Source organism: Haloferax gibbonsii, assembly GCF_001190965.1.
Lineage (GTDB): Archaea > Halobacteriota > Halobacteria > Halobacteriales > Haloferacaceae > Haloferax > Haloferax gibbonsii.
Genome location: NZ_CP011947.1, coordinates 1,459,404 through 1,476,009, shown reverse-complemented (window position 1 = coordinate 1,476,009; position 16,606 = coordinate 1,459,404). Strand labels below are relative to the sequence as shown.

Here is a 16,606-nt window from a genome sequence, read left to right as displayed (position 1 = left end):
ATGAGCGAGGACTTCTACGACGTACTCGGGGTCTCGCGGGACGCCTCGAAAGACGAGATCAAGAACGCGTACCGCAAGAAGGCCGCGAAGTACCACCCCGACGTTTCCGACGAGGACGACGCCGAGGAGAAGTTCAAGAAGGTCCAGAAGGCAAAGGAGGTGCTCACGGACGACGAGAAGCGGCAGATGTACGACCAAGTCGGCCACGAGCGCTTCCAGCAGTCCCAGAAACGCGGCGGCGGTGGCGGCGGCCGCGGGGGAGGCAATCCCTTCGGCGGCGGCGGCAACCCCTTCGGCGGGATGGGCGGCGGCGGTGGCGGCTTCGAGGACATCTTCAACAACCTCTTCAACGGCGGCGCGGGCGGCCAACAGCGCAACCGTCCCCAGCAGGGTCGCGACGTGGCCCAGCGCATCTCCATCGACCTCGAAGACGCCTACCACGGCGTCGAGCGCGACGTGACGATTCGCCGCCGCGAGGTCTGTCCCGAGTGCGACGGCGAGGGCCACCCCGAGGACGCCGACGTGAACACCTGTTCGGAGTGTAACGGCTCGGGCCAGCAGACGACGGTCCAGCAGACGCCCTTCGGCCGCGTCCAGCAGACGACGACCTGTCGCGCCTGCGGCGGCGAGGGCGAGACCTACAGCGAGGACTGCTCGGAGTGTCGCGGCAGCGGGCGCGTCCGCCGTACTCGCGACGTGACCATCACTATCCCCGCCGGCTTCCGCGACGGCCAGCGCCTCCGCTACCGCGGCGAGGGCGAACCCGGCGAGAACGGCGGCCCCAACGGCGACCTGTTCGTCGAGGTCAACGTCCGCGACCACGAGGAGTTCGAGCGGGACGGCGACGACCTCCGCTACACCCACCCCATCTCCTTCCCGCAGGCCGTCTTCGGCGCGACCGTCGAGGTGCCGACGCTCGACGGCGAGGAGGAACTGAAGGTGCCCGCGGGCACCCAAAGCGGGTCGACGTTCACCGTCTCCGGCGCGGGGATGCCCCACCTCGACGGTCGGGGTCACGGCGACCTGCACGTCGAGGTCCACGTCGTCACGCCCGAGGACCTCAACAAGGAACAGCGCGAGGCGCTCAAGGAGTTCGCCGAGGCCGGCGGCGAGGAGGTCAAAGAGGGCCTCTTCCAGAAGCTGAAGAACTCGCTGTAACGGATTTCCGGCACCACCACGCTCTCTTGTCCGGCGGCCGTCAGTTCAGGCGATGTCCTACACGAAAGCGAACTACGAGGACGTAGACGCGGTCGGCGGCGGCCTCCATTTCCTGCGAGACGAACTCGACTGCGTCGAACTCGGCTTCAGCGTGTTAGAGACCGACCCCGACTGGTCCGGCAAGCCGCACGACCACGCCGAACAGGGCCACGAAGAAGTGTACTTCCTCGTCTCCGGCGGGGCGACGCTCGTCGTCGAAGACAAGAAAGTCGACCTCGAACCCGGCGACGCAGTACGCGTCTCGCCCGAGGACACCCGCGAACTCCGAAACGGTCCCGAAGAGAGCACGTTCGTCATCGCGGGCGCGCCCTGAGCGACGGAGCCGGGACTCAGACGTCGACGCCCGCCCCGCCGCGTTCTCGGACCGCGAGAGCGCCTCGGGGCCTTTTTTCGCGCCGACTCCCTACGACCGGCCATGGACGTTATCGGCGACCTCATGGCCCGCGACCGGCGGAGCGACCGACTCGCCCTCCGGGTCGACGGCCCCGGCCGGACCTACACGTACCACGACCTCATCACGACCTCGTACAAGGCCGGGAACGTCCTCCGCTACCTCGGCGTCCGCAAGGGCGCTCGCGTCGCGGTCGACCCGGTCTCGCTCCCCGAACCGCTGTTGACGTTCCTCGGGGCGGCCCAACTCGGCGCGGTGACCGCGTTCGACCCGGCGGTCGAGGCGCGAGCGACCGTCGTCGCCGTCGACCGCGAGACGGAGTTCGCCGACCTGCCGCCGGGGCAGAAACTCGCCGTGTTCGGTGGCCCGCCGAGTTCGCCCGCGACGACGCACTGGGAACAGGAGGTCTGGAGCGAGAACCCGGCGGTCCACCCGGAAGTCGTCGCGCCCGACGACCCGGCGCTCGTCGCCGACGACCGCGAGTTCACCCACGGCGACCTGCTGGACGCGGCCCGACGGGTGGCCGCCGACTTCGACCTCGGCGAGGACGACACGGTCGCGGTCAGGTCGTCGCTCAGCCACCCGGGAACCGTCGTCGCCGGCGTGCTCGCCCCGCTTCTCGCCGGCGGGACGATTCGAATCCCGGCGGGCGACGAGGCCGTCGAAGCGGCGCTCGCAGTCGGCGACGGGGTTCCCGAAGCGGTCGCCCTCGCGCCGGACGACGCGTACTGACGACGACGCGTGGGGTGGAGAGAAATCACCGAAGACTCCAACTATTAATTCATATTTGAGATTGAATTCCACCCCGGTGTTAAATTCAGGATTTCCACCGCTATATTTATATTCTGGCTGTATCGTTAGTGCAAACACGTTACATGTCACAGTCTAGCATTGTGTCTCTGTGGAACCGGTATCGGTCGGTCGGCATCGTCTACCGAATCGGGGTCGCGTTCGTCCTCGGGTCGCTCGTCGGCCTCGTCGTCGGTGAGCCGGCGACGGCCCTGAAACCGGTCGGCGACCTGTTCGTCCGACTGCTGAAGATGCTCATCGTTCCCATCGTGGTGTTCACGCTCCTGATGGGCGTTCGACAGCTCTCGCCGTCGTCGCTCGGCCGCGTCGGTGCGCAGGTAGTCGGGCTGTACGCGCTCACGTCCGCGTTTGCGGTCGCCATCGGTCTCGGCGTGAGCAACCTCGTGTCCCCCGGCTCTCGCGGGCTCGAAGAGCTGCTCGCCGGCGCTGAAGCCCAGAGTGCGGAGGCCCCGAACGCGGTCGAGGTCGTCCTCAACATCGTCCCGACGAACCCCGTCGGTGCGATGGCCGAGGGCAGCGTGCTCCCGACCATCTTCTTCGTCGTCGTGTTCGGCCTCGGCCTCACGCTGGCGTGGGAAGAGACGGACGACGAGCAGGTCAAACGCGGCATCGAGGCGTTCTTCGACCTCGCCGACGCGGGCGCAGAAGCGATGTACAAGGTCGTCTGGGGGGCGATGGAGTTCGGCGTCCTCGGCGTCTTCGCGCTCATGGCGAACGTCTTCGGCACCGCCGGCGTCGACGCTATCCTGCCCTTCGCGCTCCTCATCGGAACGATGCTCCTCGCGGCCGTCGTCCACATCGGGGTCGTCTACCTCGGCACGTTCGTCGTCGGGGTCGCGGGTCGGTCGCCGGTTGCGTTCCTCTCCGGCGCGCGCGACGCGATGGTGACCGCGCTGAGCATCCGGTCGTCGTCCGGGACGCTCCCGGTGACGATGTCCGACGCGGACGACAACCTCGGCATCGAAGAACGCATCTACGGCTTCACCCTTCCGCTCGGTGCGACCATCAACATGGACGGCACGGCGATGTATCAGGGCGTCGCGGCCATCTTCGCGGCGAACATCGTCGGCGTGAACCTCTCTCTGGCCGACCAGTTCGCGGTCGTCGCGGTCGCCGTGCTGGCGAGCATCGGGACTGCCGGCGTCCCCGGGTCGGGGCTCATCATGCTCACGCTCGTCTTGACGCAGTTGGGACTCCCGCTGGAAATCGTCGGTCTCGTCGCCGGCGTCGACCCCATCCTCGACCGCATCCGGACGATGGTGAACGTGACCGGCGACCTCGCGGTGACGACCGTCGTTGCCACGTGGAACGACGCGGTCGACTTCACCGCCGACGCGTGGAACGACGGTGTCGGCGCGGCGCTGTCCGACTGAACGAAGGCGGAAAAAACCGCTTCAGGACGCGTTTTCTATCTTTTCGAGCGACTCGGGGTTCTCGATACTGCTCATGTCGCCGAGGTCCTCGCCCGCGTAAATCGAGGCGATGGCGCGGCGGATGATTTTGCCCGACTGCGTCTTCGGGAACTCGTCGACGAACAGGATTTCGCGCGGGCGGAACGGCTTGCCCAACTCGTCGCCGACGACGCCGCGAAGCTCCTCGCGGAGGTCGTCGCTCTCTTCGACGCCGTCTTCGAGGACGACGTAGGCGACGACGGCGGTCCCGGTGGTGTCGTCCGGGACGCCGACGGCGGCGGCCTGATTCACCGCGTCGTGTTCGATGAGCGCGCCTTCGACCTCGGCGGGGCCGACCTTGCGGCCGGCCACGTTGAGGGCGTCGTCGGCGCGGCCGTGGAGGAACCAGAAGCCGTCTTCGTCCTTCTGCGCCCAGTCGCCGTGGTCCCAGAGGTCGTCCCACGACGACCAGTAGGTGTCGAGGTAGCGCTCGTCGCCCTCCCAGAGGCTCTTGGTCATCGACGGGCAGGAGTCGCGGGCGACGAGGAAGCCCCGTTCGTGGGTGTCGGCGATGGACGCGCCCGAGGAGTCCACGATGTCGATGTCCATCCCGAGGCCGGGGCCGCCGAGCGAGCAGGGCTTGAGCGGTTGGGTCGGCATCGGCATGAGGAAACAGCCGCAGATTTCGGTGCCGCCGGAGATGTTGATGATGGGGGCTTCGCCGCCGCCGACGCGCTCGTAGAACCACATCCACGACTCGGGGTCCCACGGCTCGCCGGTCGACCCGAGCAGGCGGAGGCTCGACAGGTCGTGTTTCTCTACCTCCTCGTCGCCGTACTTCCGCAGGGCGCGGATGGCCGTCGGCGAGATGCCGAAGGTGGTGATTCGGTGGCGCTCTATCATGTCCCAGAAGCGGTCCGGGTTCGGGTAGTCGGGCGCGCCCTCGTACATGAAGACCGTGCCGGCGAAGGTGTGGTTCCCGATGAGCGTCCACGGCCCCATCATCCAGCCGATGTCGGAGACCCAGAAGAAGCGGTCTTCGGGCTTCTGGTCGAAGCCGAAGTGAATCTCCTTGGCGGTCTGCATCTGGACGCCCGCGTGGGTGTGGACGATGCCTTTCGGCTTGCCGGTCGTCCCCGAGGAGTACAGGAGCATCGACTCGGCGTCCGACGGCAGGCGCTTGGTTTCGTACGCCGCGTCGGCCTCGCCGACGGTGTCGTCCCACCACTCGTCGCGGCCCTCGGTCCACGGCACGTCGGCGTCGCTACCCCCGCTTTCGTCACCGAACCGCCGGTAGACGACGACGTTCTCGACGCAGCCCGCTTCGTCCATCGCCTCGTCGGCGGTCGGTTTCAGTCGGACCTCCGAGCCGCGGCGGTAGAAGCCGTCGGCGGTGAAAAGCACCGAGCACTCGGGGTCTTCGAGGCGGGTCGCGGTGGCGTCGACGCCGAACCCGGAGAAGATGGGGACGGCTATCGCGCCGACCTTGAAACAGCCGTAGAGGATGGAGATGACCTCGGGGACCATCGGCATGTAGAGGCCGACGGTGTCGCCGGTCTCGACGCCGTACGATTCGAGGACGTTGGCGACGCGGTTGGCCTCGCGGTAGAGGTCGTGGTAGGTCCGCTGGACGACCTCGCCGTCTTCGCCCTCCCAGATGCAGGCGACCCGGTTCCGGTTCCCGGAGTCGACCGCGGCGTGGCGGTCGAGGGTGTTGTGGGCGACGTTGATTTCGCCGCCGGGGTACCAGCGGGAGAACTGCGGCCCCTCCGAGTCGTCGCGGACGGCGTCGTACTCCTCGTAGAAGTCGATATCGAGGTAGTCGACGAGTTCGTCCCAGAACCACTCGACGCCCGAGGCACCGACGCCCGGGACCTCGGTCGTCGTCCGCTCGATGAGTTCGTCGTAGTCCTCGATGTCGTGTTCCCGCATGAATCGGGTGACGTTGGCGTCCTCGACGAACGCCGGGTCCGGTTCGTGTACCACGGTGTCGGTGTCGGGTACGTCCATGAATCGAGGTACCGCGACCGCGACCATGAATCTTTAGTGTTCTTTCGTTGAGTTCGCCGGACGCGGCGGGAATCGTCGTACCGGCCCGAGTCGTTTTTGTCGGCCGGTGTGCTACGAGTAAGCATGTACGTCCGAGACGCGAAGAACCGAGACGAGGTCTGGTTGCTCGACTCGCTGGAGGAACTCGGACTCGACGACGGCTCCTTCCGGTCCCGCGATTACGTCATCGCGCTCGACGAGGAGTCCGGCGAGAAGGCGGGGTTCGGGCGAATCCGGGTCCACAAGACCGACGAGCCGTTCTGCGAGGTCACCTGCGTCGGCGTTTCGGAGCGGTGGCGCGGACAGGGCGTCGGCGCGCACGTCGTCGAGCGACTGGTCGACCGCGCCGCGGCCGAGGAGTTCGAGACGGTTTACGGCTTCACCTCGGACCACGGCTACTGCGCGCAGTTCGGCTTCGAGGCGGTCGACGCCGAGGACCTCCCGGCGGGACCGCGTCGGCGACTCGACCGGGTCAGAGAGGTCGACGGCGACGCCATCGCGCTCCGACTCGACCGCGAGGCGTTCTCGATGCCCGAGCGCCTCCGCGAGCGGTTCAAAGTCGCCGCGCCCGCGAGCGTCGGGGACGCCGAGCCGGAGCTGACCGCCGAGGACTTCGGCTACGACGAGGAGACGCCGACGAAGTACTCCACGAACCTGCGGCGCTGAATCTCCGGCACCGAGCCGGGACCGAGTCAGGTCCGGTCGTCGAGGAAGTCGGTGCTGAAGACGATCCAGGTCAGCACGCTACAGAACAGAATCGGCGGGAGGATGGCGAACCCCCAGAGGGGTTCGAGCCCCTGCAGGAGGATGAGCACCACGTCGGCCAGTCCGAGCGCGAGGAACGGCGCGGTCGCCAGCGCGGCGCGCTTTCGGTTCTTGCCGCCCGTGTCCTCCGGGAGCGGGCCGGGCGAGGCGTCGCCGGCCGAGGCGTCCGAGGTCGAGGTCGACGAGGGCGCGTCCATGCGGGTTCGTCGGGGCCGGACGAGCAAAAACGGTCCGCCTTTCGGTCGGAGTTCCCCGGCCGATACGCCTTCGCCGCCAGCGTCGGTAGCCGCCGTCCTATCGGGCGTTTTCGACGCGCGAGGCGTACTCGACGAGCGCGAACAGCGCGCCGAGGATGACGGCCGAGAACACCATCCCGTAGAGGCTGAACGCGAGCGGGGTCGTCGGCAGCGAGAGGAGGCCGAACAGCGATATCTCGGCGGCGACCTGGCCGCCGTTCTCGCCGATGAAGACGCCGAGGATGCCGGAGATGGCCACGACGCTCGCGCCGACGAGGAGCAGGATTCGTCGTCCGCCGGATGTGTCGTTCACGACGCCGCGTTAGGGCCGAGCCGTATAGTCGCTTGCGGGACGACGCGACGGGCGAGCGACCCCGTAATCTCGCCCGTGTCGGTCCGTGTCCGTCGGCCGACACGACAGTCTCGGGGAGCCGAACGAACTAAGCCACCCCACGCGAATGAGCGCCCAATGCCCGAAGCACTCGTCGAACGCGCCCGCGAAGCGCTCGACAACGCCTACGTTCCCTACTCGGAGTACACCGTCGGAGCGGCGCTCAGGACCGCCGACGGCGAGGTCTACGTCGGCTGCAACATCGAGAACGCGAACTACTCGAACAGCCTCCACGCCGAGGAGGTCGCCGTCGCGGAGGCGGTAAAGAACGGCCACACGGAGTTCGACCGCCTCGTCGTCACCTCGGGCGCACGCGACGGCGTGACGCCCTGCGGGATGTGCCGCCAGACCCTCGCGGAGTTCTGCGACGAGGACCTCCCGGTCGTCTGCGACCTCGGCGGCGACGACGTCGCCGAGTACGCGCTCGGCGAACTCCTCCCGAACACCATCTCGCTGGACACGCTGGAGGCCGCCGCGGCGAAGCGCGACGCCGACGCCGAGCCCGACGAATAACGTGTCCCTCGCCGTCGGCCGCGGAACCGCCGCCCTCGCGCTCGCCCTTCTCGTGGTACTCTCTGGGTGCACGTCTCTGTCGCCCGCGCCACCCGTCGTAGACGCGGCCCTCGGAGCTCCGGCCGACGCGACCGACGGCGACGACGGAGCCGTCTCGGCCGTCCGCGGCGGAACCGGCTCCGCGGCGATGCCGGAGACGCGACCCGCGGACAACCCGTGGCGTCGCGCGCCCATCGTCGTCGGCATCGACGCGCCCGCGGACGGCCGCGACTACGCCTCGCTCGTCGAATCGGCGGTCGACTACTGGCGAGCGAACGCGTCGGCGACCGCCTACGACCCGGCGTTCGTCGTGGTGCCGAACGCCTCGGCCCCGGACGTGACCGTCTCGGTCGTCGAGCGAATCGACGCCTGCGGCGACTACGACGGCACCGACGCGGTCGGCTGTGCGCCCCTCTTGGACGGCGACGACCCGACCGCGCCCAGCGAACCGGTGTCGGTGGTCGTCGCCGCCGGCTACGACGACCGGACGACCAAGACGGTCCTGCGCCACGAGTTCGGCCACCTGCTCGGGCTGACCCACGACGACGCCGGCGACTTCGCCGTGCTGTCCGAGCGCATCGAGACGACGCGACTGCCCGAACCGGACGCCGCCGACCGGGAGACGCCCTTCCGCGAGCGGACCGTCGCGGTTCACGTCGACCTCTCGAACGTCTCGCCCGACGACCGGGCGACCTACGAGGCGGAACTCGACCACGCGCTGTCGTACTACGAGGCCGGGGGCGACGGCGTCGCGCCCGCGAACCTCTCGTTCGAGCGCGTTTCCGACCCCGCGATGGCGGACGTGACGCTCTCGGTGTCGGCGTTCGGCGACGGCGACTCGGGCGTGCGCTGGCGACGGACCGGTGTCGACGCCGACGACGACGAGGCGCTGGAGTGGTACACCGGCGGTGACCTCGTCGTCGACGCCGACCTCGACCCGTCGCTCGTCGACTGGTACGTCGGCGCGGGACTCGGCTACCTGCTGGCGGCCGACGAGCGCGCCGACCTCCCGCCGCCGTTCCGCGACGGCGACCTCTCCGACGACCCGGCGTGGCGCGGGGTCGCGGGCGAGGCGACGGTCGACGCGGCGGTCGAGAGACCGACAGGGAACGCGACGACGCCTCCGGAGAACGCAAGAATTTCCACCGCTGGCCCGCGAGTAGAGCCATGAACGATAGCGAGGACCCGAACGACGAGGTTCAGTACCACCTCGAAGTCGGTCCCGAGGACCTCGCCGACGCGGTGTTGCTCCCCGGAAATCCCGAGCGCGTGGACAAGGTGACGGCGCTGTGGGACGACCACGAGGAGAAGGCCTACCACCGGGAGTACCGGACTGCGACCGGGAACTACGACGGAACGCCGATTTCGGTCACCTCGACGGGTATCGGCAGCCCCTCGGCGGCCATCGCGGTCGAGGAACTCGCCCGCGTCGGCGCGGACACCTTCATCCGCGTCGGCTCCTGCGGCGCGATTCAGCCCGAGATGGACGTGGGCGACCTCGTCATCACCTCGGGCGCGGTCCGACAGGAGGGTACCTCCAAGGAGTACGTCCGCGAGGACTACCCCGCTGTCGCCGACCACGAGGTCGTCTCGGCGCTCGTCGCGGCCGCGGAACGCCTCGGCTACGACTACCACGTCGGCCTCACGATGAGCGCCGACTCCTTCTACGCGGGACAGGGACGCCCCGGCTTCGAGGGCTTCCGCGCCGCCGGCTCCGACTCGCTGGTCGAGGAGCTCCGCGAGGCGAACGTGAAGAACATCGAGATGGAGGCCGCGGCGCTTCTGACCATCGCCAACGTCTACGGCCTCCGCGCGGGGGCCGTCTGCTCGGTCTACGCGAACCGAGTCACGGGCGAGTTCCGCACCGAAGGCGAGTCGCGCGCGGCGGAGACCGCCAGTCTCGCGGTCCACCTCCTCGCCAAGATGGACGCGGTCAAGCGAGACGCGGGCGTCGACCGCTGGCACGCGGGTCTCAGCCTCGATTAATCCGACAACCGTCGAACCCGGATTTCGACGCTCTGGGGCCGTGGAGGCCAAAATTACCACAGTCGTGGAGACGGTTTCAAAGCCCCTTTATCGGATGACTGCACAGACGACGACATGAGCACGCAGGTCGTCGTTCTCGGCTCGGGGTACGCCGGGGCCGGCGCGGTCAAAACCCTCGAAGAAGAGCTCGGTCACGACGCACAACTCACGTGGGTCGCCGAACACGACTACCACCTCGTCCTCCACGAGGTCCACCGCTGTATCCGCGACCCGAGCGTCGAGTCCAGCATCGCCATCCCCGTCGACGATGTCAAGGAGGACTCGACCGACTTCGTCAAGGGCCGCGCGACCGACGTGAACGTCGACGACCGGGTCGTCGAACTCGAAGGCGGCGACACCGTCGACTACGACTATCTGCTGGTCGCCATCGGCTCTTCGACCGCCTTCTTCGGCATCGAGGGCCTCGAGGAGTTCGCCCACCAGCTCAAGGGTCTCGACGACGCCCGCGAGATTCACCAGGACATCAAGGAGGCAGCCGCCGACGCCTCCCGCGACGACCCCGCGCAGGTCGTCATCGGCGGCGCGGGCCTCTCGGGCATCCAGACGGCCGCCGAGGTCGCCGAGTACCGCGACACGAACCGCGCGCCCATCGACATCAAACTGGTCGAGGGGATGGACGAAATCTTCCCCGGCAACGACCCCGAACTGCAGGGCGCGCTCCGGCGTCGCGTCGAAGACCTCGACATCGACATCCTCACCGGCGACTTCATCTCGAAGGTCGACGAGGAGACCGTCTTCATCGGCGGCGGCGAGGACGAAGCGCCCGAGGAACTCGCCTACGACGTGCTCGTCTGGACCGGCGGCATCACCGGCCAGCCCGAGGCGTCCGACGTCGAACTCGAACAGGACGAGCGCTCCCACCGCTTCTTCGCCGAGGAGGACTTCCAGACCAGTAACGACCGCGTCTTCGCGGTCGGCGACTGCGCCCTCGTCGAGCAGGGCCCCGACAGCGTCGCGCCGCCGACGGCGCAGGCCGCCTGGGACGCCGCGGACGTGGCCGGCGAGAACATCGCCCGCGCCATCGCCGGCAAGCCGCTCAAGCGCTGGACGTTCACCGACAAGGGGACGGTCATCTCCATCGGTCACGACGCCGTCGCCCACGGCGTGAAGTTCCCCGTCTTCGGCGAGTTCCCCGTCAACGTCTTCGGCGGCCCGCTCGCGCGGACGCTGAAGAAGGGCATCGCCGCGAACTGGATTGCGGACGTGACGTCGCCGAAGCGCGCGCTCTCCGCCTGGAACGACCTGTAACTCGGTCGCCGCGCCCGGCCGCCGGGTGACGCGACGCCCGACGCTCGCCGACTCGGTTTCGATTTTTCGGCTCTGTTTTGATTTTTGAGCACTACTAAGCCGCGAGCGTCGCGCCACACAGCGGCCGCGAGCGAGCCACGGACGCGACGTTCTGCGGTCCGCCAGACTGCGCAGGGAGGGTCGTATGTCAGTTGAGGAGAAGTTTATTACTCGACGAACGCGGACGGGACGTATGCCCCACAGAGCGTATCACTTCGGTCTGCTGGTCGTCGTATTCGGCGGCTTTCTCCTGCTCGGTCGCGGATTGTTCGCGGCGGATTCCAACGCATTCGGCACGCTCGGCCTCGTTATCATGGCTCTCGGGCTAGTGGCCGGAGTCGCGGGTCTCATCGACGAGTCGGCGTAAGTGGGACCGCCCGCCCACCGAACGCCGGACCCGTCGGTCGGAGCGCGCGGAGAGTGCCCGGAAAAAGACGAAGAGAGGAGCGTGGTTAGTGCTGGGGCTCGCCGACGGGTGCCTTCATGTCGTCGATGCGGAGGATGAGGATGTTGCTCGTGTCGTCCTTGCCGTCGAGCGTGCCGTCGATGACGAGCTTCGAGAGGGGCGTCGGACCGACGCGAATCTTGTCACCCTCGTGGAACTCGCGGACCGAGCCCTGGACGTGAATCTCGGCGCGGCACAGCTCGGGGTGGTGGACGCTGGAGAGGTCGATTTCGTCCACGTTGACGCCTTCGACTTCCTCGTCGTTGTGGAACAGGGGAACGAACGCGGGCTCGTCCATCTTGTCCACGTCGAGCGCCTCGTAGGCGTTCGCGGTCGGCTTGTAGCCGCCCTTCGGACCGGGTACGCCCTCGACCAACTGGAGCGCCTTCAGGCTCTGCATCTGGTTTCGGATGGTGCCGGGGTTTCGGTTGACTTCGGTCGCGATATCCTCACCCTTCACGGCGTCCTCGGAGTCCCGATAGAGGTTGATGAGGGCGGTCAAGATAGTTTTCTGACTCGAAGTGAGCTCGATTGATGACATGGAGAGTGGTTCGCTACATACGTCCTTAAATCCGATGGATGACGCCTCGAATCTGCCGTTCGTCTACTTTGTAACCGCGGGACACTCATGAATGTTCATTTTGAACCCTAATTCGGCCTCGATGCTGTCGATAGCACTATACGGCTCACGAGAGTTCGGTAGCACATGAATGGGAAACGAGTCCTCGTCACCGGCGGTGCCGGCTTCATCGGCTCGAACCTCGCGAACCATCTCGCGGCGGAAAACGAGGTCGTCGCGGTCGACGACCGCTACCTCGGAACGCCCGATAACCTCGACGACGCGGTCGAATTCCACGACGCGAGCGTCCTCGACGACGACCTCCCGACCGAGGGCGTCGACGTGGTGTTTCACCTGGCGGCGCTGTCGTCGTACAAGATGCACGAAGAGAACCCGACGAAAGGCGCGCGCGTCAACGTCGAAGGCTTCGTGAACACGGTCGAACAGGCCCGAAACGACGGCTGCGACACCGTCGTCTACGCCTCCACCTCCTCGATTTACGGCTCTCGGACGGAGCCCTCGCCGGAGGATATGCCGGTCGAAGCGCGCACGGGTTACGAGGCGTCGAAACTCGCCCGCGAGCGCTACGCGGAGTACTTCCACCACCACTACGACATGCGGACGGCCGGGCTCCGGTTCTTCTCGGTCTATCAGGGCTTCGGCGGCGCGGAAGCACACAAAGGCGAGTTCGCCAACACGGTCGCGCAGTTCGCCGACCAGATTGCCAACGGCGAGTCGCCGGAGCTGTTCGGCGACGGCACTCAGACGCGCGACTTCACGCACGTCGACGACATCGTCCGCGGCATCGAACTCGCCGCCGACCACCGACTCCAGGGTATCTACAACCTCGGGACTGCCGAGAGCTACTCGTTCAACGAGATGGTCGGGATGATAAACGAGACCCTCGGAACCGACGTCGACCCGGTTTACATCGAAAACCCCCTCGACGTGTACGTCCACGACACGATGGCCGACTGCACGAAGATACGCGAAGAGACCGGCTGGGAGCCCCAGATTTCCTTCGAGGAGGGCGTCCGACGCGTCTGCGAACCGTACCTCGACGAGTAGCGCCTCGTTCTCCGGACGCTCGTCTCCCTTTCAGTCGGTCACGACGGCCCCGACCGACTCCGCTGTTCGAAGTTCACAGTCACGACGACGTCCTCTCCAGTCGCCTCGCGTATTCGGTCTCCGATTCGCGACGACAACTCCGGGTACTGACGACCGACCGGGTGTTGGACCGCGACCGTCACCCGTCGCGGGCCGTCGTCGAGCCCGGCGGTTCCGAACTCGACGCCGACCGACAGCAGTTCGAGCGAGTCGTACTCCGAGTCGTCGAGGACGGTTTGGACGCCCCCGGTCGCACGGTTCTCGAACGCGATTTGCGAGGCGAGAAGCGACCCCGGGCCGAGCACGGTGAGCCCGAGGAGGACGAGCGCCACCCACGTCGCTCTGGTCCCGAAGAACGAGCGAAGCCGCCGTCTCGTCGACCCCGGCGAGTCCCAGTAACTCGGCCGGTATCCGAGGTACCAGAGCGCGAGCGTCCCCGCGAGGACGATGCTCGCCACGTTGACCGCGAGGAGCGTGAGCGCGCCGACGGCGACCGCCGGAATCGCCCAGGCGACGCCGATACCGACGGCCGCTGCCGCGGGAACGGTCGCGGCCGCGACCGCGACGCCGACGATTGAGACGGGGAGTTCAGTCGCCAAGCCGACGCCCCCGGCCGCGCCCGCACAGAGCGCGACGACGAGCGTCAACAGCCCCGGCGACGACCGACTGGCAATCTGCTGGACCGTGGTCACGTTCAGCGCCGACGGCACGAACTGCGCCGTCTTGAGTCCCCACCCCAGCGCCGCGGCGGCGACGATGGCCACGGCGAGGCCGACGACCGTCGAGCGAACCCCGCCCGTGAACATCGCGTCCTCGCCGAGCGCCGCGCCGACGCTGGCCATGAGCGCCGCGCCGATCTGCGGGGCGATGACCATCGACCCGACGACGAGCGCGGGCGAGTCGAGCAACAGCCCCGCCGTGGCGACGAGCGCGCTCAGCACCGTCATCCCGTAGTACGCCGTCGGCTGGGGGTTGAGGTCGTGCGCCTTCGTCAGAATCTCCTCGTTCGAGACGCGCTCTTCTTCCTCGTCGCCCTCGACGTACCGCTCGACGAGTCGGTCGTAGTGCGGCGTCGTCGCCGACTCGATGTTACCGATGACGAGGTAGCGTTCCTCGAACCCCGCCTCGGAGAGCGTCTCTCTGATTCTGTCGACCGCCTCCGTCGGCAGCGGGAACTCGATAAGGTACGAGCGAGCGTCGGCGTCGGACTCGCCGACCGGGAGGACGACCGGGTCGACGTCCTCGCCTCGGAGCGCATCGACGACCGCGTCGAGTTCCCCCGCCTCGACGCGAATCTGCAAGTGCCGCATGGCACTCGATACGACGCGGTCGCGGAAAAGCGAGACGGGCCTTGCGACCGGCCGGAGTCCACTTCGCCACGCGGCGACCTCCCAGAAGGCGACGGGCGGCATTATCGATAAGGGTGTTTTTCCGATGCCACTAAACGCCCCGAACGAGTGGGTGAACTATGGAACGGAACGTCAGGATTCTCGGTGCACCGACGGACTACGGTGCCAATCGACGCGGGGTGGACATGGGGCCCTCCGCGATTCGATACGCCGGACTCGCGGGGCAACTCGAGTCCGCCGGCGTCTCGCCGACGGACGCGGGCGACCTCGCGGTCCCGCACCACGCGACGCGGGACGCGGACGCCGGGCCGGCGAACGCGAAACACGTCCAGGAGGTCGAAGAAGTGACGACGAGCCTCGCCGACGCCGTCTCGACCGCGCTCGCGGAGGGGACGACCCCGCTCGCGCTCGGCGGCGACCACTCCATCGCCATCGGCTCGCTGGTCGGGAGCGCCCGCGACGCCGACATCGGCGTCATCTGGTTCGACGCCCACGGCGACTTCAACACGCCGAGCACCTCGCCGTCCGGAAACGTCCACGGTATGCCGCTGGCCGCCGCGCTCGGCATCGGCGACTTCGAGGGCGTCGAGTGGGCGAACGCCGCCGGTCTCGAAGCGGAGAACGTCGCCATCGTCGGCCTGCGCTCCGTCGACGGCCCGGAGGCCGAGGCGATTCGCGACACCGACGTCACGGTCTACACGATGTCGGACATCGACGAGCGCGGCATCACCGACGTGACGAACGACGCCCTCGACGTGGCGACCGACGGCACCGACGGCGTCCACATCAGCCTCGACCTCGACTGGCTCGACCCCCGCGAGGCCCCCGGGGTCGGGACGCCCGTCCGCGGCGGCGTGACCTACCGCGAGGCCCACGCGGCGATGGAGCTCGTCGCCCGCTCGGAGGCCATGCGCTCGTTCGAACTCGTGGAGGTCAACCCCATCCTCGACGAGCACAACGAGACCGCGACGCTCGCGACCGAACTCGCCGCAAGCGCCTTCGGCAAGCGCATCCTCTGATGTCGACGCCGAGAGAAGCCCCCGCTCCGCACGACCTGGCCGCCGGCGTCGTCGTCCTACAGGAGAACTCGGTGCTCGCGGTCTACGAGAAGGATCGCTGGGGGCTGCCGAAAGGCGGCTCCGAACCCGGCGAGTTCTTCTTCGAGACCGCCGCCCGCGAGGCCGCAGAGGAGACCGGCGTCGAAGTCGAAATCCAGTCGCTGGCCTTCACGAGCGAGATTCGCGCGCCAGACCACCGCATCTATCTCCAGCGGTTCTATCACGCGACGCCCGTCGCCGACGACCCGACCCCGTCGCCGAGCGACCCCGACGACGAAATCGAGGCCGCGAAGTTCCTCCCGCTCACCGCGCTCGGGTCGACGCTCACCTACCGGCCGCGGGTCGAACCGCTCCGCGACTGGCTCCGGGACCGAAAGCCGCGACACTACACCTACGACCTGACGAGAGAGCCGTCGGACGTGGAGAAATAGAAGCTACGACGCGCTGTCGCTGGTTTTTCTCGCTCTCACGACTCGAACGACGTACCCGACACCCGCTCCGAGACCGCCGAGCGCGAGTGAAAGCACCGCGCCGGCGACGAGCGGATACCCGAGCCACAGCGGCGACTCCATCGTCGATACCGGGGCGAACAGGTTGACCGCGAACGCGAGACACGGACCGAAGGCGAGCACGATACCCTCGCCGGCCCGTTCACCGACGCGCTCGCCTCGGGCGACGTGAGACGCGACGCCGGCGACGACGAGCACCGCGCCCGCGTCGACGACGAGCGACTGCACGTGCGTCGGCGGTTCGAGGTTCCACGCCCGAAGCGCGGTCAGGCCGCCGAGAACGACGACGAATGCGAGCGCCGAGACGCCGACGATTCTCGACCGGGGTCGCACTCTCATACCGAGACGACCCGTCGGCCGGGGTAAATGCCTTCGGGGAGTGACGTTCAGCGCGGTCGCTCACCGGTGGGAATCCGTACAAAGAAATCCGCCGTCGCGAGGAG

The 16,606-nt window shown here is 67.9% G+C and carries 19 protein-coding genes; 13 read left to right on the top strand and 6 right to left on the bottom strand.

The window, feature by feature from the left end; genetic code table 11:
- The 4 genes from dnaJ (at nucleotide 1) to ABY42_RS07720 (ending at nucleotide 3,792) form a co-directional block, all read left to right on the top strand.
- The gene (dnaJ, locus tag ABY42_RS07735) at nucleotides 1–1,158 is read left to right on the top strand and encodes a molecular chaperone DnaJ (RefSeq protein ID WP_004976824.1); all 1,158 of its coding nucleotides are present in this window, start codon (nucleotides 1–3) and stop codon (nucleotides 1,156–1,158) included.
- Between the two features lie 52 nt (nucleotides 1,159–1,210).
- Complete coding sequence (locus ABY42_RS07730; protein WP_004976826.1) at nucleotides 1,211–1,531, top strand: cupin domain-containing protein; 321 nt, start codon at nucleotides 1,211–1,213, stop codon at nucleotides 1,529–1,531.
- A gap of 102 nt (nucleotides 1,532–1,633) precedes the next feature.
- The gene (locus ABY42_RS07725) at nucleotides 1,634–2,341 is read left to right on the top strand and encodes an AMP-binding protein (RefSeq protein ID WP_004976828.1); all 708 of its coding nucleotides are present in this window, start codon (nucleotides 1,634–1,636) and stop codon (nucleotides 2,339–2,341) included.
- A gap of 143 nt (nucleotides 2,342–2,484) precedes the next feature.
- Nucleotides 2,485–3,792, top strand: a complete 1,308-nt coding sequence (locus ABY42_RS07720; protein ID WP_049905196.1) for a dicarboxylate/amino acid:cation symporter — start codon at nucleotides 2,485–2,487, stop codon at nucleotides 3,790–3,792.
- Between the two features lie 21 nt (nucleotides 3,793–3,813).
- Here ABY42_RS07720 and ABY42_RS07715 read toward each other — a convergent pair whose 3' ends face one another.
- Nucleotides 3,814–5,820, bottom strand: coding sequence for an AMP-binding protein (locus tag ABY42_RS07715; protein WP_050459099.1), 2,007 nt, complete (start codon nucleotides 5,818–5,820; stop codon nucleotides 3,814–3,816).
- A 123-nt stretch (nucleotides 5,821–5,943) separates the two neighbouring features.
- Between ABY42_RS07715 and ABY42_RS07710 the strand changes: the two genes are divergently transcribed.
- Nucleotides 5,944–6,525 carry a GNAT family N-acetyltransferase gene (locus ABY42_RS07710; RefSeq protein WP_004976834.1) on the top strand — a complete coding sequence of 194 codons (582 nt, stop codon included), beginning with the start codon at nucleotides 5,944–5,946 and terminating at the stop codon, nucleotides 6,523–6,525.
- A gap of 26 nt (nucleotides 6,526–6,551) precedes the next feature.
- Here the strand turns inward: ABY42_RS07710 and ABY42_RS07705 are convergent, their stop codons facing one another.
- Together ABY42_RS07705 and ABY42_RS07700 are read right to left on the bottom strand one after the other, a co-directional pair.
- Nucleotides 6,552–6,821, bottom strand: coding sequence for a hypothetical protein (locus ABY42_RS07705; RefSeq protein WP_004976836.1), 270 nt, complete (start codon nucleotides 6,819–6,821; stop codon nucleotides 6,552–6,554).
- A gap of 97 nt (nucleotides 6,822–6,918) precedes the next feature.
- Nucleotides 6,919–7,173 (bottom strand): DUF7520 family protein, encoded by a 255-nt coding sequence (locus tag ABY42_RS07700; RefSeq protein WP_004976838.1) that lies wholly within the window; start codon nucleotides 7,171–7,173, stop codon nucleotides 6,919–6,921.
- A 156-nt stretch (nucleotides 7,174–7,329) separates the two neighbouring features.
- On the opposite strand from ABY42_RS07700, the gene cdd reads away from it, so the two are divergent.
- The 5 genes from cdd to ABY42_RS19345 all read left to right on the top strand — a co-directional run bounded on the left by cdd (nucleotide 7,330) and on the right by ABY42_RS19345 (nucleotide 11,503).
- A complete protein-coding gene (gene cdd, locus ABY42_RS07695; protein ID WP_004976840.1) occupies nucleotides 7,330–7,764 on the top strand; it encodes a cytidine deaminase in 435 nt (144 codons plus the stop codon).
- A 1-nt stretch (nucleotide 7,765) separates the two neighbouring features.
- Nucleotides 7,766–8,974: a zinc metalloprotease gene (locus tag ABY42_RS07690; protein WP_004976841.1), complete on the top strand. Its 1,209-nt coding sequence runs from the start codon at nucleotides 7,766–7,768 to the stop codon at nucleotides 8,972–8,974.
- Complete coding sequence (locus ABY42_RS07685; RefSeq protein WP_004976843.1) at nucleotides 8,971–9,789, top strand: nucleoside phosphorylase; 819 nt, start codon at nucleotides 8,971–8,973, stop codon at nucleotides 9,787–9,789. The genes ABY42_RS07690 and ABY42_RS07685 overlap by 4 nt, the downstream gene beginning before the upstream one ends.
- Before the next feature lie 114 nt (nucleotides 9,790–9,903).
- The gene (locus tag ABY42_RS07680) at nucleotides 9,904–11,097 is read left to right on the top strand and encodes an NAD(P)/FAD-dependent oxidoreductase (RefSeq protein WP_004976845.1); all 1,194 of its coding nucleotides are present in this window, start codon (nucleotides 9,904–9,906) and stop codon (nucleotides 11,095–11,097) included.
- A gap of 232 nt (nucleotides 11,098–11,329) precedes the next feature.
- Nucleotides 11,330–11,503: a hypothetical protein gene (locus tag ABY42_RS19345; protein ID WP_156224360.1), complete on the top strand. Its 174-nt coding sequence runs from the start codon at nucleotides 11,330–11,332 to the stop codon at nucleotides 11,501–11,503.
- Nucleotides 11,504–11,588: 85 nt separating this feature from the next.
- Here the strand turns inward: ABY42_RS19345 and ABY42_RS07675 are convergent, their stop codons facing one another.
- Entirely contained in the window at nucleotides 11,589–12,122 is a 534-nt protein-coding gene (locus tag ABY42_RS07675) for an Rrf2 family transcriptional regulator (RefSeq protein ID WP_004976849.1), read from the bottom strand.
- Between the two features lie 165 nt (nucleotides 12,123–12,287).
- On the opposite strand from ABY42_RS07675, the gene ABY42_RS07670 reads away from it, so the two are divergent.
- Complete coding sequence (locus tag ABY42_RS07670; protein WP_050459098.1) at nucleotides 12,288–13,208, top strand: NAD-dependent epimerase/dehydratase family protein; 921 nt, start codon at nucleotides 12,288–12,290, stop codon at nucleotides 13,206–13,208.
- 38 nt (nucleotides 13,209–13,246) lie between these two features.
- Here ABY42_RS07670 and ABY42_RS07665 read toward each other — a convergent pair whose 3' ends face one another.
- Nucleotides 13,247–14,557, bottom strand: a complete 1,311-nt coding sequence (locus tag ABY42_RS07665) for a DUF389 domain-containing protein (protein ID WP_082220646.1) — start codon at nucleotides 14,555–14,557, stop codon at nucleotides 13,247–13,249.
- A gap of 158 nt (nucleotides 14,558–14,715) precedes the next feature.
- Here ABY42_RS07665 and rocF point away from each other — a divergent pair, with 158 nt between their 5' ends.
- Nucleotides 14,716–15,615 (top strand): arginase, encoded by a 900-nt coding sequence (rocF, locus tag ABY42_RS07660; RefSeq protein ID WP_049913445.1) that lies wholly within the window; start codon nucleotides 14,716–14,718, stop codon nucleotides 15,613–15,615.
- Nucleotides 15,615–16,085 carry an NUDIX domain-containing protein gene (locus ABY42_RS07655; RefSeq protein ID WP_004976857.1) on the top strand — a complete coding sequence of 157 codons (471 nt, stop codon included), beginning with the start codon at nucleotides 15,615–15,617 and terminating at the stop codon, nucleotides 16,083–16,085. Before rocF ends, ABY42_RS07655 begins: the two co-directional genes overlap by 1 nt.
- A gap of 3 nt (nucleotides 16,086–16,088) precedes the next feature.
- Here ABY42_RS07655 and ABY42_RS07650 read toward each other — a convergent pair whose 3' ends face one another.
- Nucleotides 16,089–16,502 carry a hypothetical protein gene (locus tag ABY42_RS07650; RefSeq protein WP_050459096.1) on the bottom strand — a complete coding sequence of 138 codons (414 nt, stop codon included), beginning with the start codon at nucleotides 16,500–16,502 and terminating at the stop codon, nucleotides 16,089–16,091.
- Between the last annotated feature and the right edge of the window lie 104 nt (nucleotides 16,503–16,606).